23 protein-coding genes are annotated in these 26,172 nt (G+C 50.8%); 8 read left to right on the top strand and 15 right to left on the bottom strand.

Annotated elements, in window-relative coordinates:
- Positions 1 to 354: 354 nt before the first annotated feature.
- From ACTHTU_RS07300 to ACTHTU_RS07290, 3 genes are all read left to right on the top strand, one after another.
- Positions 355 to 849: a hypothetical protein gene (locus tag ACTHTU_RS07300; RefSeq protein ID WP_049336842.1), complete on the top strand. Its 495-nt coding sequence runs from the start codon at positions 355 to 357 to the stop codon at positions 847 to 849.
- Positions 850 to 931: 82 nt separating this feature from the next.
- Positions 932 to 1,561, top strand: coding sequence for a 16S rRNA (guanine(527)-N(7))-methyltransferase RsmG (rsmG, locus tag ACTHTU_RS07295; RefSeq protein ID WP_440345021.1), 630 nt, complete (start codon positions 932 to 934; stop codon positions 1,559 to 1,561).
- A 67-nt stretch (positions 1,562 to 1,628) separates the two neighbouring features.
- Positions 1,629 to 2,399 carry a ParA family protein gene (locus tag ACTHTU_RS07290; RefSeq protein WP_440362174.1) on the top strand — a complete coding sequence of 257 codons (771 nt, stop codon included), beginning with the start codon at positions 1,629 to 1,631 and terminating at the stop codon, positions 2,397 to 2,399.
- A gap of 298 nt (positions 2,400 to 2,697) precedes the next feature.
- Here ACTHTU_RS07290 and ACTHTU_RS07285 read toward each other — a convergent pair whose 3' ends face one another.
- Positions 2,698 to 2,814 carry an MGMT family protein gene (locus tag ACTHTU_RS07285; protein WP_440362173.1) on the bottom strand — a complete coding sequence of 39 codons (117 nt, stop codon included), beginning with the start codon at positions 2,812 to 2,814 and terminating at the stop codon, positions 2,698 to 2,700.
- 233 nt (positions 2,815 to 3,047) lie between these two features.
- On the opposite strand from ACTHTU_RS07285, the gene ACTHTU_RS07280 reads away from it, so the two are divergent.
- Both ACTHTU_RS07280 and ACTHTU_RS07275 read left to right on the top strand, forming a co-directional pair.
- Positions 3,048 to 3,527 carry a Panacea domain-containing protein gene (locus tag ACTHTU_RS07280; RefSeq protein WP_440362172.1) on the top strand — a complete coding sequence of 160 codons (480 nt, stop codon included), beginning with the start codon at positions 3,048 to 3,050 and terminating at the stop codon, positions 3,525 to 3,527.
- Positions 3,514 to 3,948 carry a hypothetical protein gene (locus tag ACTHTU_RS07275; protein ID WP_440362171.1) on the top strand — a complete coding sequence of 145 codons (435 nt, stop codon included), beginning with the start codon at positions 3,514 to 3,516 and terminating at the stop codon, positions 3,946 to 3,948. The genes ACTHTU_RS07280 and ACTHTU_RS07275 overlap by 14 nt, the downstream gene beginning before the upstream one ends.
- Before the next feature lie 41 nt (positions 3,949 to 3,989).
- Here the strand turns inward: ACTHTU_RS07275 and ACTHTU_RS07270 are convergent, their stop codons facing one another.
- The 7 genes from ACTHTU_RS07270 to ACTHTU_RS07240 form a co-directional block, all read right to left on the bottom strand.
- Positions 3,990 to 6,941, bottom strand: a complete 2,952-nt coding sequence (locus ACTHTU_RS07270) for a DUF3418 domain-containing protein (protein WP_440362170.1) — start codon at positions 6,939 to 6,941, stop codon at positions 3,990 to 3,992.
- 65 nt (positions 6,942 to 7,006) lie between these two features.
- On the bottom strand, positions 7,007 to 8,584 hold the full coding sequence (gene lpt3 / locus ACTHTU_RS07265; RefSeq protein ID WP_440362169.1) for a lipooligosaccharide phosphoethanolamine transferase: 1,578 nt from the start codon (positions 8,582 to 8,584) through the stop codon (positions 7,007 to 7,009).
- A 346-nt stretch (positions 8,585 to 8,930) separates the two neighbouring features.
- Positions 8,931 to 10,661 carry a hypothetical protein gene (locus tag ACTHTU_RS07260; protein ID WP_440362168.1) on the bottom strand — a complete coding sequence of 577 codons (1,731 nt, stop codon included), beginning with the start codon at positions 10,659 to 10,661 and terminating at the stop codon, positions 8,931 to 8,933.
- A gap of 147 nt (positions 10,662 to 10,808) precedes the next feature.
- Positions 10,809 to 12,203 (bottom strand): ATP-dependent RNA helicase HrpA, encoded by a 1,395-nt coding sequence (gene hrpA / locus ACTHTU_RS07255; protein WP_440362167.1) that lies wholly within the window; start codon positions 12,201 to 12,203, stop codon positions 10,809 to 10,811.
- 108 nt (positions 12,204 to 12,311) lie between these two features.
- Positions 12,312 to 12,698, bottom strand: coding sequence for a ribosome silencing factor (gene rsfS / locus ACTHTU_RS07250; protein WP_002246503.1), 387 nt, complete (start codon positions 12,696 to 12,698; stop codon positions 12,312 to 12,314).
- Between the two features lie 58 nt (positions 12,699 to 12,756).
- Positions 12,757 to 13,362, bottom strand: coding sequence for a nicotinate-nucleotide adenylyltransferase (gene nadD, locus ACTHTU_RS07245; RefSeq protein WP_440362166.1), 606 nt, complete (start codon positions 13,360 to 13,362; stop codon positions 12,757 to 12,759).
- Between the two features lie 18 nt (positions 13,363 to 13,380).
- Positions 13,381 to 13,965 carry a beta-class carbonic anhydrase gene (locus tag ACTHTU_RS07240; RefSeq protein ID WP_049322449.1) on the bottom strand — a complete coding sequence of 195 codons (585 nt, stop codon included), beginning with the start codon at positions 13,963 to 13,965 and terminating at the stop codon, positions 13,381 to 13,383.
- A gap of 120 nt (positions 13,966 to 14,085) precedes the next feature.
- On the opposite strand from ACTHTU_RS07240, the gene ACTHTU_RS07235 reads away from it, so the two are divergent.
- Both ACTHTU_RS07235 and ACTHTU_RS07230 read left to right on the top strand, forming a co-directional pair.
- On the top strand, positions 14,086 to 14,976 hold the full coding sequence (locus tag ACTHTU_RS07235) for an NUDIX domain-containing protein (RefSeq protein ID WP_440362165.1): 891 nt from the start codon (positions 14,086 to 14,088) through the stop codon (positions 14,974 to 14,976).
- Between the two features lie 15 nt (positions 14,977 to 14,991).
- Entirely contained in the window at positions 14,992 to 15,933 is a 942-nt protein-coding gene (locus tag ACTHTU_RS07230) for an ABC transporter ATP-binding protein (protein WP_440362164.1), read from the top strand.
- A 108-nt stretch (positions 15,934 to 16,041) separates the two neighbouring features.
- Here the strand turns inward: ACTHTU_RS07230 and ACTHTU_RS07225 are convergent, their stop codons facing one another.
- From ACTHTU_RS07225 to ACTHTU_RS07195, 7 genes are all read right to left on the bottom strand, one after another.
- The gene (locus ACTHTU_RS07225) at positions 16,042 to 16,506 is read right to left on the bottom strand and encodes a hypothetical protein (RefSeq protein WP_070583781.1); all 465 of its coding nucleotides are present in this window, start codon (positions 16,504 to 16,506) and stop codon (positions 16,042 to 16,044) included.
- 98 nt (positions 16,507 to 16,604) lie between these two features.
- The gene (locus ACTHTU_RS07220) at positions 16,605 to 16,832 is read right to left on the bottom strand and encodes an enterochelin ABC transporter (protein ID WP_070645656.1); all 228 of its coding nucleotides are present in this window, start codon (positions 16,830 to 16,832) and stop codon (positions 16,605 to 16,607) included.
- Positions 16,833 to 16,896: 64 nt separating this feature from the next.
- Complete coding sequence (locus ACTHTU_RS07215) at positions 16,897 to 19,728, bottom strand: valine--tRNA ligase (protein ID WP_440362163.1); 2,832 nt, start codon at positions 19,726 to 19,728, stop codon at positions 16,897 to 16,899.
- 96 nt (positions 19,729 to 19,824) lie between these two features.
- Complete coding sequence (zupT, locus tag ACTHTU_RS07210; RefSeq protein ID WP_004520220.1) at positions 19,825 to 20,634, bottom strand: zinc transporter ZupT; 810 nt, start codon at positions 20,632 to 20,634, stop codon at positions 19,825 to 19,827.
- A gap of 180 nt (positions 20,635 to 20,814) precedes the next feature.
- Positions 20,815 to 22,071, bottom strand: coding sequence for a D-amino acid dehydrogenase (locus tag ACTHTU_RS07205; protein ID WP_440362162.1), 1,257 nt, complete (start codon positions 22,069 to 22,071; stop codon positions 20,815 to 20,817).
- A gap of 76 nt (positions 22,072 to 22,147) precedes the next feature.
- Positions 22,148 to 23,539, bottom strand: coding sequence for an alanine/glycine:cation symporter family protein (locus ACTHTU_RS07200; RefSeq protein ID WP_070645660.1), 1,392 nt, complete (start codon positions 23,537 to 23,539; stop codon positions 22,148 to 22,150).
- 366 nt (positions 23,540 to 23,905) lie between these two features.
- Positions 23,906 to 24,763, bottom strand: coding sequence for an ATP-grasp domain-containing protein (locus tag ACTHTU_RS07195; RefSeq protein WP_070645662.1), 858 nt, complete (start codon positions 24,761 to 24,763; stop codon positions 23,906 to 23,908).
- 126 nt (positions 24,764 to 24,889) lie between these two features.
- Between ACTHTU_RS07195 and ACTHTU_RS07190 the strand changes: the two genes are divergently transcribed.
- Positions 24,890 to 26,125, top strand: a complete 1,236-nt coding sequence (locus ACTHTU_RS07190; RefSeq protein ID WP_440362161.1) for an FAD-binding domain-containing protein — start codon at positions 24,890 to 24,892, stop codon at positions 26,123 to 26,125.
- Positions 26,126 to 26,172: the final 47 nt, after the last annotated feature.

Genomic DNA, 26,172 nt, shown 5'->3' with positions numbered 1-26,172 from the left:
TTTGTATTTTTGTTGTGTGTGAAACTTTTGTTGCCTGCTGAGTTTCCGAGCGTAAATGGCGGAAGGCAGTTTCGGTTTGGGTTCCAGATTTCAGGTCTTTATAATATGTTATTGAGAATTTAGTAGATTTTACGGAGAAATGCAAAGATTTTCTGTTCGGTTCATATAAAAATAAGAGATTAGGCCGTCTGAAAACGTTTTCTTAACCTTTATCCGCCAACGTTTGCCAAGAAAAAAGAATTTTTCATTTCTTTTTTAATTGACCGTTTTTGTCAGCAATTTCAGCGCTAACAAACGTGAATCAACCGCCAATCTGCTATCATTTCAACTTATCCCACAACAAGGCAAACCGCCATGTATCTGACACAAGAAAAGCCCTACCGCCCCCTATTGGTCGCACTGATGTTCCTCACCCTGCCGCTGGCGATGATATTGCACAATATCGTGCAAATCGCCTTTTCAGACGGCCAAGGACTGTTGGTTACAGTCAAAAACGGCACATGGGCATGGCAAAGCGGCTGGCAGGATTCCGTCGCATGGTTTGTCTGCGGCATGTTTGCCTTCCTCAACTTGCCGATTGCCGGCGGACTGACCAAGCTGGCGTATAAAAAAATGATGCGCCGGCATTCGCGTTACGCCATCTTCCTTGCCGGTGTCGCAGCGTGTGCCTCAGCGGTGGCAGGCTTGATTTTTGAAGCCATCTTAGGCAATGCCGCATTGGCAGGCATGCGTGGGCAAGGCGTGTTCTACTACACCCTCTCCGTATGGATCATCGCCATGCTGACCCTGCCCAAACAGCTCACGCGCGCGCCGGAGCAGCCCATCGTCTTTCACAAGATGAAACGTTGATTCAACAGGCGCAAACATTTTCAGACGGCATGCTTTCCGTTACCATTACATCCAACGCGTTTTAACCAATAAGGAATAACAAATGAATCAGGCGCAACAGCTCCGCGACGGCATACAGGCACTGGGTTTGGACATCGACGAAGCCAAACAGGCCAAACTCCTAGACTATGCCGCCCTGCTGCAAAAGTGGAACAAAACCTACAACCTGACCGCCCTGCGCGATCCCGCCCAAACCGTCAGCCATCACCTGCTCGACAGCCTGACCCTCCTGCCCTATATCGAACACGCGCAAACCATGCTCGACGTCGGCTCCGGCGGCGGACAGCCCGGCATACCCACCGCCATCTGCCGTCCCGACCTCGACATCACCCTCCTCGATGCCAACACCAAAAAAACCGCCTTTCTGCAACAAGCCGTCATCGAACTCGACCTTAAAAACGTCCGCGTCATCAGCGGCCGCGTAGAAGCCGCCGCCGACTGCCGCGCCGACGTCATCACCAGCCGCGCCTTTGCCGAACTCGCCGACTTCGTCAACTGGACCGAGCACCTCCTCAAAGACGGCGGCTACTGGGCAGCCATGAAAGGCGTATACCCGCAAGAAGAAATCGATAAACTGCCCGAAAGCGTCGCCGTCGAAAAAGTCGAAGCATTGCACGTCCCCCAACTCAATGCCGAACGCCATATCGTCATCATCCGCAAAAAGGCCGTCTGAAAACAACCCAAGCATACCGAATAACGGTACAATCCAGCCATCCACACTTAATACGACAGCAAAGCACATGAGCGCACAAATCCTCGCCGTCGCCAACCAAAAAGGCGGAGTCGGCAAAACCACCACCACCGTCAACCTAGCCGCCTCCCTAGCCTCCAAAGGCCGCCGCGTCCTCGTCGTCGACCTCGACCCCCAAGGCAACGCCACCACAGGCAGCGGCATCAACAAAGCCACCATCGAAAACGGCGTTTACCAAGTTGTACTCGGCGAAACCGACATCCCCAACGCCGTCGTCCGCAGCAAAGAAGGCGGCTACGACGTATTGGGCGCCAACCGCACACTTGCCGGCGCAGAAGTCGAACTCGTCCAAGAAATCGCACGCGAAATCCGCCTCAAAAACGCCCTGCAGCTCGTTGCCGACAACTACGACTACGTCCTCATCGACTGCCCCCCATCCCTGACCCTGCTCACCCTCAACGGCCTGGTCGCCGCCAACGGCGTCATCGTCCCCATGCTTTGCGAATACTACGCCCTCGAAGGCATTTCCGACTTAGTGGCCACCGTCCGCAAAATCCGCCAAGCCATCAACCCCGACCTCGATGTAACCGGCATCGTCCGCACCATGTACGACAGCCGCAGCCGCCTCGTCGTCGAAGTCAGCGAACAGCTCAAACAACACTTCGGCAACCTGCTCTTCGACACCGTCATCCCCCGCAACATCCGCCTAGCCGAAGCCCCCAGCCACGGCCTCCCCGCCCTCGCCTACGAAGCCCACGCCAAAGGCACCCAAGCTTATCTGGACTTAGCTGATGAACTGATTGCACGGTTGGAAAAATAAACAGAAATATGAATATAAAAAGGCCGTCTGAAAGTTGGGAAATACTTTCAGACGGCCTTTGGTTTGATTGGAAAGAACATTTTTAAAAGACCGCGTGCGTGCGTACCGCACACACCCTACACATAGATTTCAAACTCTTTATGATTCATAGGTAGGGTGTGTGCCCGAAGGCACGCACGCGGTTTGATGTAGGCTACGACTTGCTAGACAGGCTACGCTGGCTACACATAAATTTCAAATTCTTTGTGATTCATAGGTAGGGTGTGTGCCCAAAGGCACGCACGCGGTTGCATGGAGGCTACGGCTTGCTGCCGATTAGGCGGGCGATTTGGCCGTAGGTGGTGACTTTACCGAAGGGTATTTCTGAGACGGCGGAAAGGATTTCGTAGGCGAGATGGTCGTTTTTGGAGCGCATGGAATAAGTAGAGAAATAGCGAATCTAATAAAATATTTTTAAAAATAATAAGATAGTGTTTAAAAGGTATTTGGATTAGGTTAATTAAATTGACAAAAAACATAGCCGTGTTTAAATTTAAAGAATTTTAACATTTTGTAATGAATTACTTAAAAAGAAAATCAAGCTTTCTTGAAATTTGTGTTTTATGGAATTAGATTTAATTTAGTCCCTACTGTTAAGTGAGGTGTGAAATGGCAGCAAAATCATTGGCGGTAGCTAAATACATATTAAATCGGCAACGTGAAAAAAATGACACCATGACTGCAATGCAGCTCATTAAAGTTGCGTATATTGCTCATGGCATGATGTTAGGTGTGTTTGGTCGATCTCTACTTGATGAGCAAGTTGAGGCATGGCCTTATGGTCCTGTTGTAAGATCGATTTATCAGGCTATTGCTGGACAAGGTGCTCTTCCTATTACCGATGTTAGAGGGGTGCCAGATGATTGGTACAATCATATTGATCCAAGTGAACGCAAAATTTTAGATTATGTTTGCGACGTATATGGGAATCTCCCTGCTTTTACTTTATCTGATGCTACGCATAAAGAGGGAACTCCTTGGGATACCACTATGAAAAATATAGGAGGATATTACCCACCCATATCAGATAACTTGATAGAAGAGTTTTACAGAACACATGTCATAGGGAAACCTCATGACCGACTGTAGCCAACAATTTTTATTTCCACCTGATGATGAAGGAAGTCAGGAACGGCTAAACGAGTTAGTAAGCCCCTCAACTAGATTTACAAGTACAACTTCTAGTTACCAAAGTCAAAATGCTCTTTTAGAAGATAAAGCAATTCTACTTGACCAATATGACAAACTGGATAAGCAAGAAGCTTTGGAAAACAAGAAACAAAATAGAGAGCTCAGAAAAGATTTTGCTTATAAAGCATATGAGATTGCTTGCGGATGTCTTTCATTTTGGATTGTAATCGTTTGTCTCAGTGCAATTGTGAGTTTTGTTACTGGGCGTGTATTTTTATCAGATACAGCCCTTGGGATTGTTACAACTGGAGTAACTGTAAATGTTTTTGCTGCTTTATTGACTGTTATTAAAGGACTCTTTTCAAAAGAAGGAGATTAAGATTTTTAAGGCTACCTGAAAATTTTCAGGTAGCCTTAAATTTATTCCAACCCCTCCCACACCTTCAACAACCTCTTCACCGACACCGGATACGGCGTCTTCAACTCCTGCGCAAACAGCGATACTCTCAATTCTTCAATCATCCATTTAAACGCGGCGAGGTCGTCTGAAACGGGCTGTCCTTGTTTTATCAAGCTATCCGTTTTTTCCTGCCACATTTGTTCCAGCTCTTGAATATCGGCTTCGCGGGCTGCGTCGCGGGCGGGGTTGCTGCTGTATTTTTCAAGGCGCAGGGTCATGGCTTTGAGGTAGATAGGGAGGCGCGGCCATTGTGCCCATGGGGTATGGCTGGCAAAGCCGGCGGCAAGCAGGGTTTGCAGGCGTAGTCTTAGAAGGTGAGTCAATGGGTGTTTGCCGAGTTTACTGTTGAGTTCGGCATAGGCGGCGGCGGTTTCCTGCAAGTAGCGGCTGAGGGCTTCTTTGACGGCGGGCAGGCGGCTGCGGGCGCGTTTGATTTGCTCTTTGAAGGCTTTTTCGTTGCGCGGCAGCTCGTCTTCGCCGATAAAGGCGCGGTCGCAGACGGCTTGGGTGAGGTCGTCGCGCAGGGTGTCGGCGTTGATGTGTTTGAGCAGCATGGCGGCTTGAGTGAAGCCTTGGATGCCTTTGTTCAGGTCTTTAACTTGCTCTTTTAATTGCAGCTTCATCAATTCGATTACGCCTTGACGGTGTGCCTGTTCGGCGGCTTCGGTAGTGTCAAATAGGCGCAGGGCGATGCGGCCGTCTTTTTCTTTTTGCAGGCCGAGGTAGCCGGTGAGCTGTTGTTTGCCGCGGGCGAATTTGATGGATTCGGGCAGGGTGCCGATGTCCCATGCGGTAACGTTGTCGCGCTCGAATTCTTGGGTGTTGTCGCGGAAGGTAACGGCAGCGGCTTGGCCGAGTTGTTGTTGCAATTCATGCAGTTTGCGGCCGCCGGCAAGCTCTTGTCCGCCATCGTCGATAATGCGCAGATTCAGATAGCAGTGTTCGGGCAACTCTTGCGCCGCCCATGCGTCTTGGTCGATTTGCTCGAGAATCCGCATATCGCCGGCGCTTTTGGCGATAAAGTGCGCCAACTGGGGAATGATGGCGGCTTGGCGGTCGGGATTGCTTTCGAGAAATTTGGTGATGAAATCGGGTACGGGCACGCAAATGCGGCGGATTTGCTTCGGCAGTGCTTTAATCAGCAGCTGGATTTTTTCGCGCAACATACCGGGCACCAGCCATTCGAGCGACGGCGCGTGCAAGCGGTTGAGGACGGTCAGCGGCACGGTCATGGTCACGCCGTCAAGCGGATGGTGTGGCTCGAAGCGGTAGGAAAGTTTGAACTTGCCGTCTGCGGTTTGCCAGAATTTTGGGAACTGTTCTTCGGTAATGTGCGCGGCGGCGTGTTGCATCAAATCGTCGCGGCTGAGGAACAGCAGGCGCGGATTGTCGCGTTCGGCGGTTTTGAGCCAGGCTTCAAAGGTGCGGATATCGGCAAGGGGCAAAGGTTTCAGACGGCCTTTTTGAGATGTAGGCTGCTTTTTGGGTTTGGGGTCGTCTGAAACATTTTGTCGGGTACGTGAACTCGGTTCTCGCTCGCGGTTGGACGCATCTTTGGAATCCGCGTGCGCGGCTTGCGCCACACGCCCTGCGTTGCGCTGGTTTGCTTGTCCGTTTTGATCGGCTGTCTTGTCCGACTGGGTTTGTCCGCCCTCTTCGCTTCCCCAAACGCCGCCTTTCGCGTCTTTCCACACCAGCTCGGGCAGGCATTCGTTATAAAACGCAAACAGGGCTTCGTCATCGACCAATACGTCTTGCTTGCGCGATTTGTGTTCGAGTTCGGTAATTTCTTTAATCAGCTTTTTATTGTGGGCAAAAAAGGCCGTCTGAAGATTGCTTTCCTGCGCCACCAATGCGCCGCGGATAAAGATTTCGCGCGCTTCTTCGGGCGCAACTTTGCCGTAAGACACGGGGCGGCGCGGCAATACGGTCAGGCCGTAAAGCGTCACGCGTTCGCTGGCGACGACTTCGCCGCGTTTTTGTTCCCAGTGCGGCTCGAAATAATGGTAGCGGACGAGGTGCGACGCTTCCTGCTCTATCCATTCGGGCTGGATAACGGCGACATCGCGCGCGTAAAGGCGCGTGGTTTCAACCAATTCTGCCGCCATCACCCATTTGGGCTTGGCTTTGAACAGGGCTGATGCCGGGAAAAGGTGGAAGCGGCTGCCGCGCGCGCCGGTGTAGTCGTTGCCGTCGGGCGATTTCATGCCGACGTTGGCGATGAGGCCGGTGAGCAGGGCGCGGTGGATTTGTTCGTAGCCGGCTTCTTTGGCGGCGCGGATTTGGGCGCGGTGTTGCTTCTTGTCCAGTTGTTTTTGTTTGAGTTTGGCCGCCAAATCTTGGTCGCCTTGGCTTTCAGACGGCCTTAATTGTTCTTGGGAAGGAGGTTGTCTAAACGCGGCTTCTTTGGTGGTCAAACCCATTTCAATCGCGGTTTGGGCAAGCTGGTGGTGCAGCTCGCGCCATTCGCGCATGCGCAGGTGCGACAGGAAATATTGGCGGCACCACTGCACCAGCTGCTTGTTGGACAAACCTTTGTCGCGCTCGCGCTGGAAACTGTCCCAAATATTCAGATAGGCAAGGAAGTCGGATTGCTTGTCGGTAAAACGCTCGTGCGCCTTGGCCGCGGCATCGCGCGCTTCCAGCGGCCGTTCGCGCGGGTCTTGAATCGACAACGCGGACGCGATCACCAATATTTCTGCCATGCAGTCGTGTTTCTTCGCCGCCAGCAAAATGCGCGCAATTTTCGGGTCGATGGGCAGGCGCGCCATTTGTTCGCCGAGCTTGGTCAGACGGTAGCGCGTGTTGGTACCGATATGGCCCGAACTGTTTTGCAGGCCGTCTGAAACATTGGCTGGGTTGGATCGTGCATCCATGCCTGATCCGCGTACTTGGTTTTTCATATTTTGCATAGTCTTGTCGGTCGGGCATCTTCCCCGACATCATCTAAATTTGTCTTTATTGGTTTTCACGCCACTTATTGCGGATAAACATATTCCGCCTTACCGTCGCGAATGTTCAAGCTGCCTGCATCGCCTGTAATCAGATTGCCCGTTACCGAGCCTTCGCTACAACCTGAAACCGGCATATCGTAGCCCAGCGTGTGAATCAGGAACGTTGAAAGCTGCTGATGGAAGGCAATCTCGCAAGGTGCAAAAGCCTGGTTGGCAGCCTGTTGCACGGCCTTATCCGGGCTGTACAACACCAGCGGCACGAGATAGCTGTCGGGCTGCACCGTGCCTTGATTGTAGGTATCCTGGCGCACATACTGGCCATGATCGGAGGTATAGGCAAACAGCCAGTTGCCGTCAGGCTGCTTTTGCAGCTGCTCGAATACGGTTTGAATCATTTGGTCGGTTTTATGGATGGTGTTGTCGTACTTATCCACAATATTGGCTTCGCCGAATACTTTATCTTGAGGCTGCAACAATGCGCCGTATGGGACGTGCGAACCGCGTTGGTGCAATACGATAAAATGCTTGCCCTGCTGCAAATTGATTTTGTCGAACAGCGGCAGCAGCTTCTCATCAGGCATATTGTCGCCGTTGCCGTAGCCAAGCTGCGTCGGCTGAATCAGATGGTCTATCCATTTCTTACCGATTAAGTTCAAAATCGCCATCTCGTTTTCCGCCTGCGCGCTGTAAAAATACGTTTCATAGCCCTGCTCTTTGGCGAGGCGGAACATATTGGTATCGCCGCTGCTGATTTGTTCATAGCCGTTGGCATGCGGTATCGCATTGAAAAAGCTGGGCAGGGACACAGCCGTCATCAAAGCGGCGGAATAGCTTTGTTTCACAATCGGCTTAAATTCGGCTTGCGAAAGCTGGGTTAAAAACGGCGAAGTTTCGCGTCCGTAACCAAACAGTTTCAAATGCGCCGCACTTTCGCTTTCGCCCATAATCAGGACGATATTTTGAACACTGCCCTGCCCGATTTTGCTTGGCGCTGGCTGTTTGAACACAGGGATTTTGCTTAAATCAAACAACTGATACGGCAACACGCGCCCGACAAAATAGCCGAAGCTGAAATAATTGGCTTTGACTCGGCTGTATGTCGGCTTAGGCGAAATACCGTGTTCCTGCGTCGTACTGAATGAACGTCCAAAAATCAGCAACATCGCCGCAATAAATAAAATATCGGCGGCAAAATGCGTCTTACGGCGGAACTTGGCAAGGCTGCAAAACAACACGACTTCCAACACGCCCCACAACGCAGGCAGCCACAACTTATCCAACATCGACGCGCCCGCGCTGCCGACTTCGGTAACCTCTTTCAGCATCAGCCAATAATTAATGCCCGTTATCCAACTTTGATAAACCGCGTAATGCACATTGTTGGCAATAATGCTGAACGCAAAAAACACCGCAATCAACAAACGCGTCACCTTATAACGCGCAAACAGATACAGCGCAGCAATCACAAATGTCAGCGCAAACGTTTCCGCAATTTTCGCAGTCGGCAGAGTTTCAATCCCGAATACAAAGCGATAGGCGATTTCGCTGGCAGTAAGTAAAGACGAATACAGAACAAGCGTGAGGAAAGATTTTTTCATCATTAATATTTCACAATAAAAAATTTACCGATTGGGTTTTAAAACCCAATATTCCCTTTTCAATAGTTTTTAGTTTCTCAATGATTTAGGCCGTCTGAAAATGAAACATGACCTGCCATTTTATGAAGAAAGCTTTTATTTTCAGACGGCCTCCACCGCCCCCAATTCCAGCAATACCTGAAAACCGTCATTGATATACACTGGAATGTTACCAATAAAATATAAGTAATTTTCAGATCAATGGGCGATCGTGCATTTATTTGATTGTTCAAGCTGCATCAAGGAGACTAGAATCAGTTTCAGAGATCATAATAGATTTTAAACTACATGAAAAATTTGACATATCAAGTTAACTTCTTCTTTCTAAAGCTTCATCAAATAAAAACTGCCCACCTTGAATCTTTCCGTTTTCAATCAGCAAAGTTGCCTTAAAAGGCATTGGTGCTGTAGCTGATGCAGAAATTTGTGTTAATTGCTGGATTAATTCTTGCTGATAATATTTAAAATCCTCATTACATCTATGAAATAATGCTTCATATGCTAAGGTACTACTATCAAAATTAGTAATGCCTTTGGCATTTTTACTAGCTTGTCTCAAATGTTCTTGTATTTTGGTAACTCTACAACTAATAAATTTATCAGTATCACTTACAAAAGTTTTTAATTCATTACTATAAAATTCTTTGTTTATTTTATTGGCATTACCCATGTAAAGAATAGCATACATCATCATTACAACATTGCAGCATAATTGATAAGACTCATAATATTTATCCCACTCTTTCATTCTTTTAATCATGGATTTAACATCTCCACTATTATTCATTCCCATGAAACTATCAAATTTAATATTACAAATTTGTTCAAATACTCTATGCAAATCTTTTTCTAAATGTGATTTAATTGCCAAATTATCATCTAATCCTTTTTGCAATCTACCTTTATTTTCATTAAAAATAGGCGTTTCTTGCCCATAACCGGTCATGTGCTCACTTACCAACTTAAGCAGTTTAATAGTTGTATCAATTTTGCTACGTCGTTCATCTTCTAGAAAATGCCTAATTTCATTAATTCCTTTTTGTATTTCTTTTAATTTTTCATTGATATCAGCTAAATGTTTTTGAGCAACAACTGTTGAAGCCAAATTAAAAATAACTCCTGAATTAATAACTTGTTTCAACGTATTAGCCTCAAAAATCCTTACATTCTCCGTAACACCAAATTTCCCATCCTTATTAACGCCATGAACCATACCGCGCAAGCCATTTCCATCTTTGGCAAGTGTAAGTTTTCTAGGGTCTATATTGATGCTGACTATTTGATTTTTAACTGTTTCAAATTTCGTTGCCAATGAAGGAATATTACTAAACAACTGATTAAATGAAGAAATATTAGATTCATTAAATTCATTTTTTATTTTAGGCGGTTCGGTATATTCAGTTAAAGATAGAATAACATCTTTATCAGCAGCATCCGTGATAAGCAAGTCTTGATTTGACAAAATTTTTACGGATTCAATTTCTTGTTTATCCCAATAGTTTTGCTTCATCATTTTCAACCATGAGATTTGAACAACAAAAGGGATGGTAATTCGTAAAGCAGGTGAAGAGAGACCTAATGCGAAGCCTCCTATTATTCCATCTGTTATATTTTTAGAAATTATTTTTCCCATATCTATGCTTTTTTTATATCTATCTTCAAAAAGTATAGATTCCCACTCGGTAGAAAATAAGGTTTGAATAATTTTTTGTTCCTTCTCCTCATTAGTAAGTTGATTTTTATCTCCAATTAATAACTTAAATACATCGTTTAAAATTTCATGATACGTGATTAAATTATCTTTACTTCTTATCGCATTAACAAAAGTATTTCCACCATATTTTTGAAACTCAATTAATAATAAATTGATCTCATCTTTTGTAAAATTTCTGTTTGATTCCTTTGCCAAAATCAAAACATCTTTAACCGTTGAATTTAGCGTACTACGCCCTTTACCAAAATCGGTTATAATATCAACTAAATCAATAATATGTTGTTTATCAACTGTCAAAAGAAAATCAACTAATTCTTGTCTTGCCATTTCATATCTCAAAATTTTCATTAAAAATATTTTTAGAATATTGCTATATTGAACCTAAAACCAATAAATTTATGTAAGTTTCGTCTTAAACCAATGATATATATTGCCAGATAACATTGGTTATTCTAACAACCTATTTTACTGTTTTCAGACGGCCTCCACCGCCCCCAATTCCAGCAATACCTGAAAACCGTCATTGATATACCGCGAATCGGGCATTTCTAAAAATGGGAATGCTGCTACGTCGCCCAAGTTCAGCGATGCCATGCGCAGGATGACGGCGGCGAGGTTGCTGCGGACGATTTCTGGGTCGGTAAATTCGGGGCGGCTGTTAAAATCTTCTTCTGAAAACAGTCGGATACATACGCCTGCGGAGACGCGGCCGCAGCGGCCGGAGCGTTGGCGGGCGGCGGCTTGGGAGATTTTTTCGACATGAAGCTGCTCCACTTTCGCCCGTGCAGAATAACGTTTGACACGTGCTAGGCCGGTGTCGATGACGTATTTGATGCCCGGCACGGTGAGCGAAGTTTCGGCGACGTTGGTTGCCAGCACGATGCGGCGTTTCGCGCCTGAGGGGTGGAAGATTTTGTGCTGTTCGGCGTGCGACAGGCGTGCGAACAGGGGCAGGATTTCGTCGTTTCGGCGCAGCGTGGATTTGCGCAAGGCTTCGGTGGCTTCGCGGATTTCGCGTTCGCCCGGCAGGAATACTAAAATATCGCCTTCGCCATAGCGTGCCAATTCGTCGGCTGCATCGACAATCGCGTCGGTCAGCTCGACTTCTGCATCGTCTTCGTCTTTGCTGGTCAGCGGTCGATAGAGGATTTCGACGGGATACGTCCGTCCGCTCACTTCTAAAACGGGGGCGCCGTTGAAGTGTTGGGAGAAGCGTTCTGCGTCTATCGTTGCCGAGGTGATAATGACTTTCAAATCGGGGCGGCGCGACAGCAGTTGTTTCAAATAGCCCAAGAGGAAGTCGATGTTCAGGCTGCGTTCGTGCGCTTCGTCGATGATAATCGTGTCGTAGGCGGCGAGATAACGGTCGGTCTGGGTTTCCGCCAACAGGATGCCGTCGGTCATCAGCTTGACGTAGGCATCACGCGAGGTGTGGTCGGTAAAGCGCACTTTATAGCCCACCGCGCTGCCTATTTCGGATTTCAGCTCTTCGGCAATCCGCTCTGCCACGGAGCGCGCAGCCAAACGGCGCGGCTGGGTATGCCCGATTAGCCCCGCTGCCCCGCGTCCGAGTTCCAAACAAATCTTGGGTAACTGCGTGGTTTTGCCCGAACCGGTTTCGCCGCAAATAATCGTTACCTGATTCTCGGCAATGGCTTTTTTGATTTCGTCGAGTTTTTCGTGAACGGGCAGCGTGTTGTCGAATTCGGGCTTGGGCAGTTTGGACAGGCGTTGCAGATAGAGGTCGTGCGATTTTTTGTATTTTTCCTCAACCTTAGCCAAGCCGCCGTATTTATTGGGGTTTTTAAAGGCAGATCGCAGAAAATGGCGGTCTTTGGAGAGGGTTTGGGCGAAATCGGGTTGCGGCATGATGGTGCAATGAATTAAATAATGTGAAAAGAATGGAATTATAGCAAAAGGCCGTCTGAAACTTGCTTGCTTTCAAGTTTCAGACGGCCTTTGTATGGGTAAACCGTTTTAGTCGGCGGCGTGCCAAGGTTTTTGCATACCGGCGTGGAAACTCGGTTTTTCTCCGCCCCACAAGGTGTCGATGTCGTAGAAGTCGCGCACGGCAGGGAGCATGACGTGGACAACGAGGTCGCCTGCGTCGACGAGCGTCCATTCGCCGCTGTCGCCTTCGGTGCTGAGGATTTCGAAACCGGCTTCTTTCAAATCGACGGCAACGTTGTTCGCCAGTGCTTTAACTTGGCGTGTGCTGTCGCCGCTGGCAATAATCATGCGGGCGAACAGGGAGGTTTTGTCTTGGGTTTCCAAAACAGAGATGTCTTTGGCTTTAATGTCTTCGAGGGCGTTTACGGCCACTTCGACCATTTTTTGCAGGTCTTGCAATTCTTGTTCGTTCATTATTTTCCTAGTTGAAATGTTTTCAGACGGCATTATAGCTTATCTGCCTGAATAAACGCTATTTTTCATAGAGTTTGTGTTGACGGATGTATTGGGCGACAGGTTGCGGCAGGCCGTCTGAATGGTACGTTTTGGCGAGATTGGCGCGGATTTGGGTGGAGCTGGTATTGTGCAGCGGCGCGTTGAGGATGCGGACGCTGCCGTTTTGCAGGGCTTCGCCGAGCCATGCGTGCAATTCGCGCGGGGTTTTGTTGAGGTTGTCGCCCTGTCGCATGGCAATGGCGATATGGGTCTGGCGCACGAGGGTTTGCCATTTTTTCCATGTGTGCAGCTGCATCAGGCTGTCGCTGCCCATCAGCCACCACAGTTGCGCGCCGGGAAACTGCTGGCGGAAGATTTGAACGGTGTCAAACGTATAGGTCGCGCCGTCGCGGACGATGTCGCAGTCGCTGGCGGCGAATTTCGGCTCGTCGGCGATGGCGAGTTCGACCATATTGAGGCGCTCTTGTGCCGGCGTGCGCGTGCTGTCTTTGTGGTACGGGTCGCCTGCCGGCAGGAAGACGACAAGGTCCAAACCGATTTCGTCGGCGAAGGCGCGGGCGATGTGGAGGTGGCCGTCGTGAATGGGGTCAAACGTGCCGCCGAATAATCCGATGTTTTTCATTTCGTGGTGGTGTCTGCGTTAGATGTTTTGGCCGTCTGAAGCAGGCAGGCTGCCGTCAACAATCAGGTTGAGCTTGCCTGTGGTCGGATGGATGACCAGGCCGTGGATGGCGATGTTGTCGGGCATCAGCGGATGTTTGCGAATCAGCTCGACGGTATGGCGCACGCTGTCTTCGACGTTGTCAAAACCGGTCAGCCAGCCGTCCAAATCGATACCGGCATTGCGCAGGGTTTCGATGCGGTCGTCGGGGATATTGCTGTCGTGTACGCGTTGGAGGAACTCTTCGGCGTGTAATCCGCGCATACCGCAGTCATGGTGGGCAATGACCATGATTTCTTTGACTTTGAGTTCAAATACGGCCACCAACAAACTGCGCATCACCGAACCCCAAGGATGGGTCACCAGCGCACCGGCGTTTTTGATGAGCTTGGCGTCACCGTTTTTCAAGCCCAACGCATTGGGCAGCAGCTCGATAATGCGTGCGTCCATGCAGGAAAGGATGGCCAGCTCGCGGCCGGGGTATTTGTTGGTAAAGTATTTTTCGTATTCGCCCGTTTCGACGAAATGTTGGTTATAGGCGAGGATTTCGCTCAATTCGCTCATGATGTGCTCGTTTCGGATGGTTTACTCTATTATAGCGTTTTTCGGGTAGTGCGGTTGTTTTGCAAATTCGCCGTAAACGGCTAAAATCGACGTATCTTTAGTTCTTTTGGAGGATGCGCCATGTCTCAGTCTTTCCGTTTTGAACAGGTATTCGCGTCCGATGTCCACGACGCATTGTGGGATTGGGCGCAAACCAGCTATGGCGCATCCGACGATTGGTGCATTCTGTATCTCAACAGCCTGCCTTTAGGCCGTCTGAACCCGTTATGGCGCGAACGCCTCGGGCAAGATTGGACAGGCAGGCAGTCGACCCTTTCAGACGGCCTGAATTTGGAAACCGACAGCTGGGCTCAGATGGGCGACAGTTTGCAAACGCTGGCGCAACAGTGGCGCGAGTGCGGTTGGCTCAAAGGTTGGCGCGGTGAAAAGTTCGACATCTGCGACCAGTCGGGCAAGCCTTTATGTGCACTCGAACGCGCCGCCTTCCGCCCGTTCGGCCTGATGAGTCAGGCAGTGCATTTGAACGGATTGGTCGAAACAGAAGACGGTTTGCGCTTTTGGATAGGCCGCCGCAGTCCGCACAAAGCCGTTGATCCGAACAAACTCGACAACCTGACCGGCGGCGGCATCAGCAGCGGCGAGATACCGTCTGAAGCCGTCTGCCGCGAGGGCGAAGAAGAAGCCGGCATTCCCGCTTCATTAACCCCCCATATCCGACCGACCGCCCAAATATATAGTTTGCGCCCGGTTAATCGCGGTGTCCATAACGAAATCCTGTATATTTTCGACATCGTCCTGCCCGAAGACTTCCAACCCGCCAACCAAGACGGCGAAGTTGCCGGTTTTGAACTGATGGACATCACCACCCTGCTCGATGCCATGTTGGGCGGGCACATGATGCACGATGCCCAGCTGGTCACGATCGAAGCCTGCCGTCGATACGGCCTGATCGACCCCAAACATCCGCTGTCTGCATGGCTCGACAGCATCCGTTGCCGACCCCATTTTTAAAGGCCGTCTGAAACCATGTTGCAACTCAAAAACATCAACAAATGCTTCGGCAGCAAAGCCGTTGCCCAAGACATCAACCTAAACGTCGAAGCAGGCGAAATCCTAGCCGTACTCGGCCGCTCCGGCTGCGGCAAATCCACCCTGCTCAAAACCATCGTCGGCCTGGTGCGTCCCGACAGCGGCGAAGTCTGGCTCAACGGCGACAACATTACCGACATGCCGTCTGAAAAGCGCAATATCTCGCTGATGTTTCAAGACTACGCCCTTTTGCCGCATTTAACCGCTCTCGACAACGTCGGCTTCGGCCTCAAAATGCGCCACCTGCCCAAAGCCGAAATCGAAGAACAATCCATGCAGGCCTTACGCGACATCGGTTTGGAACACGAAGCGCAACGCAAACCCGAAAGCCTCTCCGGCGGCGAACAGCAACGCCTCGCCCTCGCACGCGCCCTCATCACGCGCCCGTCGCTATTGCTCTTGGACGAAGCCTTCTCCAGCCTCGACACCCACCTGCGTCACCACCTGCGTACCCTGACTGCCGAACGCATCCGCAGTCAAAACATCCCTGCCATCCTCGTGACCCACTCCGCCGAGGAAGCCTGCACCATGGCCGACACCATCGCCATCATGCACGAAGGCCGCATCCTCCAACACGGCACGCCGGAAACCCTTATCCGCCGCCCCGTCAACGCCCAAGCCGCCCTGCTACTCGGTTTGGCCAACACCGGCGACACACGCTACATCCCCCAACACGCCATCCGATTCGACCCGGACGGCACGTCCGTCCGCATCAGCGAAGCCATTCCTCTCGCCGAAGGCATACGCCTCACCCTCACCCATCCGCAATACGGCGATTTAATTTGGTATCCCCACGCCGACCACGATACGGACAAACCGCAAACCGGACAGGAAATCCGCATCAGCGTGGATGAAAGTCAGATTGTTTGGTTTAATTGAATCTAATGGATTGAGAAAAAGAAAAAGGCCGTCTGAAATTTAAGTTTCAGACGGCCTTTGTTATCTCAGCCATCAATCAGACAAACCCATCTGATCTACAAGCGCTTTTTACTTCACTTTCGTACATACCTCACGGGCAGTCCCGTCTTCAGACACCAATTTGCCTGTTTTATCCAGTTGATACACATTATCTTTTCCGGGTTTGTCCATCTCCGCGACCAATCCGGTGTACATCATGCTTTCCAAGAGTCGTCCATCCTCCGACTTTTCCAACCACGCCAGCGTTTCGGGGCTGTGCTGTCGTGAAACTTCGCTATATTTGATTTGGCTTTCCGTCAAGGCATTGTTTTCAAAACGCCATTTCCCTGAGCCGACAACACGGTATGCCAAGACATTGCCGTCATCATCGATTTTGAGTATAGCATCGCCACGGAAACTGCCGTCCTGAAGATATTCGACTTTTGCATCACTGCGAATGTTTTCATCAGAACCCACGCAATGCCATGTACCGACAATCGGAGAAGCCAGAGCAGTTGTTGCGGATAAAAGCACCGGCAAAATAAAGAGTTTCATCTATTTCCTTTCTTAAAATAGGCCATCTGAAAAGTTGCAACGACATTGAAGCTGCATTTTCAGACGGCCTTTGCGAGTATTTTACTGCAGGCGGACGTTCAAGAAATATAAATCACGAGACCGGCAATCAGCACCAGCTGGACACCCAGCTTCATCAGTGCAGTACGACTGACGAAGTAGATAAACCAAGTGCCGGTCAAAATCAACAGTAGAATAATCAACCACGGCCGCCATTTGTTGAGGTGGACGGCTTCGGTAAAGCAGGTATAAATATGAAGTACGACGATGGCGACGATGAACAATATAGGCACGATGAAGTCCATAATTTGATTTCCTTTTAATGAGGCCGTCTGAAAACCCTGGTTTCAGACGGCCTTGTTTAAATCAAAATCAGTCTTTCAACTTCGCCAACTGAGTTTGGACTTTCGCCATTTTGTCTTCCAATTCCGCCAAATCGGCTTTGTCTTTTTCCACCAAATGCGCCGGGGCTTTTTCTGTGTAGCCGGGTTTGGAGAGTTTGGCATTGAGTTTGTCCAAGGCTTTTTGCAGCTTCTCGGCTTCTTTGCTCAAACGGGCGGTTTCGGCGGCTTTGTCGATTTCGACTTTCAACATCAGGCGCGCGCCGTTGCAGACGGCGACAGGTGCGTCTTCCGCTTCGGGCAGGCTGTCCACCAGCTTGGCTTCGGTCAGTCGGGTTAGCGACGGCAGGTATTTGAGCAGGCCTTCGAGTTCTGCACTGCCTTCGACAAAGAGCGGTGCTTTGACGTTTGGCGCGATACCCATTTCGCCGCGCAGTTTGCGCACTTCTTCCACCAAGTCTTTCAATGCGGCCATTTTGTCGAAGGCCGTCTGAACGATTTGTTCTTTATCGGCTTGCGGATAGGCAGCCAACATGATGCTGTCGGCGGTTTTGGCATTCGCCAGAGGCGCAACAACCTGCCACAGCTCTTCGGTAATGAAAGGCATGATTGGGTGCAGCAGGCGCAGGATGGTTTCGAGTACGCGCACGAGGGTGCGGCGCGTGGTGCGCTGGGTTGTCGGGCAGCCGGTTTGGATTTGCACTTTTGCCAGCTCGATGTACCAGTCGCAATATTCGTTCCACACAAATTCGTACAGCGTTTGCGCGGCCAGGTCGAAGCGGTAGGTTTCAAAGGCTTCGGCAACGGCGGCTTCGGCTTGTTGCAGTTTGCCGATAATCCATTGGTCGGCAAAGGTAAACGCCAACGGCTGCATTTCGTCTTGACCGCAGTCTTTGTCTTCGGTGTTCATCAACACGAAGTTGGTGGCGTTCCACAATTTATTGCAGAAGTTGCGGTAGCCTTCGGCGCGCTTGAAGTCGAAGTTCACGCTGCGACCGAGGCTGGCGTAGCTCGCCATGGTGAAGCGCAAGGCGTCCGCGCCCATGCTGGGGATACCTTCGGGGAAGAGTTTTTTCGTGGCTTCTTCCACTTTCGGCGCGGTTTCGGGTTTGCGCAGACCGGTCGTGCGTTTCACTAGCAGCTTGTCCAAGTCGATGCCGTCGATCAAATCCACAGGGTCGATGACGTTGCCTTCGGATTTGGACATTTTTTTGCCTTCGTGGTCACGCACGATGCCGTGGATGTACACGTCTTTAAACGGTACTTTGCCGGTGAAGTGTGTGGTCATCATAATCATACGCGCCACCCAGAAGAAGATGATTTCGTAGCCTGTTACCAAGACGTTGGACGGCAGGAAGGCTTTGAGTTCGTCGGTTTCAGACGGCCAGCCGAGCGTGGAGAACGGCACGAGCGCGGAGGAGAACCATGTATCCAATACGTCTTCTTCGCGGGTCAAGCCTGTTTTGCCGGCTTGTTTTTCGGCTTCTTCCTGATTGCGGGCAACGTAAACATTGCCTGCTTCGTCGTACCACGCGGGGATTTGATGGCCCCACCACAGTTGGCGCGAGATACACCAGTCTTGGATGTTGTTCATCCATTGGTTGTAGGTGTTGACCCAGTTTTCGGGAATGAAGCGCACTGCGCCGCTGTCGACGGCTTTTTTGGCTTTGTCGGCGAGGCTCAAGCCTTTGAATTCGCTGTCAGGCTCGCCACCGTTTGGGGTGGCGGACATGGCGACAAACCATTGGCTGGTCAGCATCGGCTCAATCACTGAGCCGGTACGGTCGCCTTTCGGCGTCATCAGCGTGTGCGGTTTGATTTCGACCAAGAAGCCTTGTTCCTGCAAATCGGCAACCATTTGTTTGCGCGCGGCAAAGCGGTCTAAGCCTGCGTATTTTTCAGGCAGGGCAAAGCCTGGTTGCGCTTCGCCTTTGAAGTTGAACACTTCAGCGTTTGCCAGCACTTTGGCTTCCAAATCGAACACATTAATCAGGCGCGTGTCGTGGCGTTTGCCGACTTCGTAGTCGTTGAAGTCGTGCGCAGGCGTGATTTTCACGCAGCCTGTACCAAAGTCTTTTTCGACGTATTCGTCAGCAATCACGGGGATGGTACGGCCGGTCAGCGGCAGGATCAATTCTTTGCCGATTAAATGGGTATAACGTTCGTCTTCGGGATTGACGGCAACGGCCACGTCGCCCAGCAGTGTTTCAGGGCGGGTAGTCGCCACGATGACGGCTTCGGCGGGATTGTCCGCCAGCGGATAGCGGATGTGCCACATAGAGCCTTGTTCTTCCACACTTTCCACTTCCAAATCAGACACTGCCGTACCCAAAACCGGATCCCAATTCACCAAGCGTTTACCGCGGTAAATCAAGCCTTGTTCATACAGACGCACAAACACTTCGGTTACGGTTTCGGCACGCACGTCGTCCATCGTGAAATACTCGCGCGTCCAGTCGGCAGAGCAGCCCACGCGGCGCATTTGTTGGGTAATCGTGCCGCCGGAAACTTCTTTCCATTCCCACACTTTTTCCAAGAATTTTTCGCGCCCCAAGTCATGACGCGACACGTTTTGCGCGGCAAGCTGACGCTCGACCACGATTTGCGTGGCGATGCCCGCGTGGTCGGTGCCGGGAATCCAGGCGGTGTTGCAGCCTTTCATGCGGTAGTAGCGGGTCAGGCCGTCCATGATGGTTTGGTTGAAGGCATGGCCCATGTGCAGCGTGCCGGTTACATTGGGCGGCGGCAGTTGGATGGAGAAAGACGGTTTCGTCAAATCCATATCAGGCTGGAAATAGCCCTGCTCTTCCCAGTTTTGATAATGTTTGGATTCGATTTCGGCTGGATTGTATTTGTCTAACATGATGGAACTTTGTGAAATTAAGGTTATTTTTGATGTGCGGATTATAACGCAAAAAGGCCGTCTGAATCATTTCAGACGGCCTTTGGCATACGGGTTTTAAAAATGGAACAATACCAGGCTGACGGCAATCACCGCCATGCCCGTTGTCAGGCCGTAAACGGTTTCGTGGCCGTCTGAATAGCGTTTGGCGGCCGGCAGCAGCTCGTCCAACGCCAAAAACACCATCACTCCGGCTATCACGCCGAACACCGAACCAAACACGGCAGGCGACAAAAACGGCTGTAAAATCAAATAGCCCAAGGCCGCTCCCAAAGGTTCGGCCAAGCCGGATAGCAGACACGCCCATACCGTTTTCTTACGGCTGCGGGTAGCAAAATAAACCGGCGCGGCGATGGAAATGCCCTCCGGAATATTATGGATGGCAATCGCCAAGGCCAAAGGCATCCCGACCGCCGGATTTTCCAAGGTGGCAAAAAACGTCGCCAAGCCTTCGGGGAAATTGTGCGCCGTAATCGCAAACGCCGCCATCATGCCGACTCGCGCGATATGGCGGCGTTTGCTTTCTTGAAACGACGGGTCTTGCGCGTCTAAAGTTTCATGCGGGTTCGGCACCAGGCGGTCAATCAGCGCAATGCCGCCCATACCGGCCAAAAATGCCATGGTCGCCGCCGCAAACGCGTGGTCTTTATCATAAATTTCAGCGAACGCCTCGCTGGACTTACTGAATATCTCCGTCAGGGAGACATACACCATCGCACCGCCGGCAAATGCCAAACCAAACGACAACACGCGCGGATTAGGCGTTTTGGAAAACATCACCAAGCCGCTGCCTAATACGGTAAACAAACCGGCAGCCAGCGTGATGGAAAAGGCAACGGCCAAATTGGACATCGAAAAATCGGGCATGAGAAAACCTGCGCTAAAAGCTGGGACAGGTTCAGACTAACACTTTTCAATGATTATGATAATAGTTATTATTTATTTTATTGATTGGATACCCGGATTTTGAAACAAAAGGCCGTCTGAAAAATGGTTTTCAGACGGCCCTTAAGTTTGAAATGTCGCTAAACCTTATCGCTTTCCAGCTTAAGCCTGATAGCGTGACAGGCTCAAATCGTCGCTGCGGATTTCGGTGTCTTTACCGCTCACGATATCGGCGGTTAATTTTGCCGAACCCAGCGACATGGTCCAGCCCAAAGTGCCGTGGCCGGTATTCAGGAAGAGATTATCAAAGCGGGTGCGCCCGATTAACGGCGTGCTGTCGGGCGTCATCGGTCTGAGGCCGCTCCAGAACAATGCTTGGCTCAAATCGCCGCCTTCGGGGAACAAGTCGTTGACGACCAAAGCCAAGGTTTCGCGGCGTTTTTCGGGCAGTTTGATTTCGTAGCCCGACAATTCCGCCATGCCGCCGACGCGGATTCTGTTGTCGAATCGTGTGATGGCGACTTTGTAGCTTTCATCGAGAACGGTGGAAACCGGTGCGCCGTCTGAATTGGTGACCGGCAGGGTCAAGGAATAGCCTTTGACAGGATAAATCGGCAGATTGAGGTCCAACTGAGCCAAAACCGTCCTGCTGAAGCAGCCGAGCGCGCAGACAACGGCATCTGCTTCAAACCACCCTGTTTCGGTTTCAACGGCTTTGATGCGCAGCCCGTTGTGGTCGATGCGGCTGATGGTTTGGTTGAAGTGGAACTGTACGCCCTTTTCCTGACACAATTTGTATAGGTTTTCAGTGAAGAGGTGGCAGTCGCCGGTCGCGTCTGCAGGCAGGTGCAGGCCGCCGGCAATTTTGGTGGTAACGCGTGCCAGCGCAGGCTCAAATTCCGCGCATTCTTCGGGTTTCAGACGGCGGTACGGCACGCCGTAACGTTCCAAAACGGCAATGTCTTGTTCTGCCGCTTCGACTTCTTTAGCCTGACGGAAAATCTGCAACGTCCCTTTCTTTCGCCCTTCAAAATTCATGCCGGTTTGCGCTTCAAAACGGCGGAACATTTCACGGCTGTATTCGGAAATCCTGACCATGCGCTCTTTATTGATTTGATAGCGCGCTGCCGTGCAGTTTTGCAGCATTTGCCACAGCCATTCGATTTGATACAGGCTGCCATCAGGGCGAAACAGCAAAGGCGGATGGCTTTTAAACAGCCATTTCAGCGCTTTGGTCGGGATACCGGGTGCAGCCCAAGGCGTGGTATAGCCGTAGGAAAGCTGGCCTGCATTGGCAAAACTGGTTTCCATCGCCACGCCCTCGGCGCGGTCGATGACCGTTACTTCATGTCCTGCCTCTGCCAGATACCACGCGGAAGATACGCCGGCCACACCAGCACCTAAAACAAGCACTTTCATTTTTCTCCTCCTCTGACTTTTTTCAAAAATACAGATATCAGGTCGTCTGAAACACATTTTCAGACGACCTCAGGCATCAATGTGGCAACTCTCCGTTTCTGACTTTCTGTTTGAAGTCACGCGTTTCATTGACGATTACTTTAGCCATTAAAAGGAGTGCGATCAGGTTGGGCAGCGCCATCAGACCGTTGAAGGTATCTGAAGCCAGCCATACCAAATCAAGGCTCAAGACTGTACCCAGCATGACGGAAGAAACATAACCGATGCGGTACAGACCGGCAAATTTCTCGCCGAATACATAAACCGCACATTTCTCGCCGTAGTAGCACCAGCCTAGAATGGTTGAGTAAGCGAAGAAAATCAGACCGATGGTGACAATCCAACCGCCGATGCCGGGCAGCATTTTTTGGAAAGTAACGGTTGTCAGCGCCGCGCCGCTCAATTCAGGTTTCACAAACTCGCCGCCTGCACCGAGCAGACCCATGACCAACACGATACCGGTAATCGAGCAAACGACGATGGTGTCTAAAAACGTACCGGTCATGGAAACCAAAGCCTGACGGACGGGGTGGTCGGTTTTCGCGGCGGCGGCGGCAATCGGCGCAGAACCCATACCCGCCTCATTGGAGAACACGCCGCGCGCCACGCCGTAGCGGATGACCGTACCGATGGCGCCGCCTGCAACGGCTTGCGCGCTAAACGCATCGGAGAAAATCAGTTTGACGGCGGGCATCAATACATCGGAATTAATCACGATAATGGCAATACCGCCCACCACATAAAACACTGCCATGGCAGGTACGATAAAGGACGCGGCTTTGGCAATGCCCTTAATGCCGCCCAAAAGCACGATGGCCGTTAATACAGTCAATATCACGCCGGTATAGGCAGGTTCGACGCCAAAGCTGGTTTGCACTGCCTGCGCAACCGAGTTGGACTGCACCGAGCTGCCGATACCGAAGGAAGCGAATGTGCCGAACAGCGCAAATGCGACGGCCATCCATTTCCAGTTTTTGCCCAAGCCTTTTTCGATGTAATACATCGGGCCGCCGGACATTTCGCCTTTGGAATTGGTGACGCGGTATTTCACCGCCAACACACCCTCGCCGTATTTGGTGGCCATACCGAAAATGGCGGTCATCCACATCCAAAATACCGCGCCCGGGCCGCCGGTTACCACCGCAGTCGCCACACCGGCGATGTTACCCGTACCGATGGTGGCGGAAAGCGCAGTCATCAACGCCGCGAAATGGGAAATATCGCCTTCGTGGTCTTCACCGTTTTCATGCTTCTTTGACGGCACAAACGCCTGTTTCAGCGCATAACCCAACATAGTGAACTGCAAGCCTTTCAGCAAAACGGTCAGCAAAATGCCCGTACCGACCAGCAGCATCAACATAATAGGTCCCCAGACCCAGCCGCTGATGGTTTCGAAAAAGGCTTTGAGATTGTCTAAAAACAATTGCATGGCTTTCTCCTTTGTCTGTTTTATTTTTTATGCACTACTTTTTGTAGTGTCATGTAATTTCAGCACAGAATATTCAATAAGACAATATCTTTCTTTTTAAAAAGATTTTTGAGGTTTTACCCTAAAAAGATATCTATTTAGACCGGTCAGATTGTTTACAATCCACTAAAAATAAAGGCTGCGGCCGAGATAAAATGCCAAATGAAAGTTAATCAACCATCAATTAAGACTGCAAAAATTAAAATGACACAATCGACAAATGGCACATTATTGAAAAATACAAACACGCAAATCTTGTTTTAAAAAAGCCTCAGGCCGTCTGAAAGATGGTTTTCAGACGGCCTGATGCTTGTTAACTATATTGATTCAGGTTGATGAATGTTGCCCAAGTAACTGCGCCAACAGTCGGGCAAAGCGTTCTGTCGCGCCTTCGCTGGTGTGCAAATACAGGGCTGGCTCGATGAGTTCCAATTCATTGAGCAGGAAGGTATCGCCGACCAATGTACCGTCCACTCGGGCGTAAACCGGCATTTGCGGCAAAGCGGCCAGTACGTCTTGTGCGGCACTGATGGCAAACTCGGGTGGCTCAATACCGAACACCGACACACCATAGGCCGAGTTGGCGCGCCATTCGCCTTGCGGCGGCTGACGGCGCACGGCATGGCTGAATGCGCCGTTGAAAAACACCAGCGATGTTTCGCCTGCTGTTTCGATTTCGCGGATATAAGGTTGAACAATCATACCTTGCGGATAATCCGCCATGTTCACGTCCAATGCCTCCGCACAAACTTTAACCACGCCTTTGCCGCTCTGCCCAAATGCCGGCTTGATGACCGCTTCCGTCCAGCCCTGTTGGTTCAGGATGTCGGCCAATTCGGCTTTTTGCGGCGGAACGAACACACTGGGAATCACTTGCGCTCCGCGCGCCGCCAAATCGCACAAATAAGTCTTTTCCATATTCCAAGCCATCAATTCGGGCGGATTGATAAAACGCTGCCCCGCCTGCCCGGCATGTTCCAGCCATTGGCGGAAGGCTTCGGGTTCGGCGGCATAATCCCATGCGCACAAAGGCAGTAAAAACGGCGCGGACGGATGGTTTTGCCACACATCAAATACGGTTTTCACGCCCATGCTTTCCAAGCATGCCGCCAATGTTTTCAGGTTGTCCGATGGTTCAGGATAGGTTTGGCAGGTAATGAGTGCCAAAACGGTTTGCTCGATCATGGTTGCCGCCTCATTGCTAAAACCAAAATTATATAGCGAAATCAAACCAAAAGATTTTTCAGACGGCCTGATACATGAGGCCGATTCTGATAAAATGGTTTCCCCTTTTTCCGTCGGAACATGCTCATGAAATCTGCTCACGTCCTTGTCTGGTTCCGCCGCAACCTCCGCCTGCACGACAATGCCGCGCTTAATGCCGCCGTTGCAAGCGGTTTGCCCATCGCCTGTGTCTGGGTCAGCCAAAGGCCGTCTGAAAACCACAATCCGCGTCAAAGCCTGTTCCATTATCAAGCCGCACAAGAGCTGCATACCCGTCTGGCGGCGCACCATATTCCTTTATATGTCGTCGCTTCCGACGAAGACCTCCTCCCCTTGGCTACTGCGCTTAATGCCCATACCGTCATCACAGACGAAACCTATACCGAAGCCGAAATCCGCCAAGACAACCACCTCTGGCACAATTTCGACCGCGCAGGCATTGCCCTGCAACACGCCACCGACCGCGGCATTTTGGCCAAATCCCCCCTCATGGATGCCAACGGCCTGCCCTACACCGATTTTGCCGCCTATAAACAAGCATGGTTGCAGGCTTATTCAGGACAAAGGCCGTCTGACACCGAATTGCCTGTTCAAACCGGACAAAACGTTCCACTGTTTCCAGCCCATACCGGCGCAATATTGCCTGCCTATCAACAGGGCGGCGAAACCGCAGCCTTAACGCAATGGCACGCGTTCAAACAGAATTTGGTTCACTACCCGATTACCCAAAACTTTCCGGCACGAAAAAACACCAGCCTCCTCAATGCCTACCTGTCCGCAGGCTGCATTTCACCGCGCCTGCTGGCCGCCGAAGGCTTGGCAAACCGACATTTCGAGTGGCTGGACAAACTTATTTTCCGCGACTACTGCTACCAGCTCGCCTACCACCGCCGCCTACCCGAAACAACCAATGCCGCCCCAGTACGCGAATACTGGCGACACGGCCAAACCGGCGTGCCCATCATCGACGCTTCCATCCGCGGCCTCGAAGCCACCGGCCACTTACACCCCGTTCTCCAGCAGCTGTGCGCCCACTATTTCTGCCATGCCCTCAACTTCGACCCCAACCAAGGCATCGCGTGGACAGCCTCCGTCCAAACCGGCACCGACCCCGCGCTCAACCAAGCCAACTGGCACCTCGCCGCACAAGACACGGCCACCGTCCGCTATGCCCATCGTTCACATCAAATCGATCCCGACGGCAGCTACATCCGCAGTTACCTCCCCGAATTGGCGCACCTGCCGTCCACCCTTATCCATACGCCGTGGGCCGCCGCCGATGACATCGACACACACGGCTACCCCTTTCCCAAGGCCGTCTGAAACCTGCGTTCACACCAAAAAACCACACTAGATACAGCTGAAAAACG

Origin of the sequence: Neisseria sp. P0020.S005 (assembly GCF_051957055.1) — a bacterium.
Classification (GTDB): domain Bacteria; phylum Pseudomonadota; class Gammaproteobacteria; order Burkholderiales; family Neisseriaceae; genus Neisseria; species Neisseria subflava_A.
The sequence above is the reverse complement of the archived record's forward strand: the minus strand, read 5'-3'. Positions and strand labels throughout refer to the sequence as shown.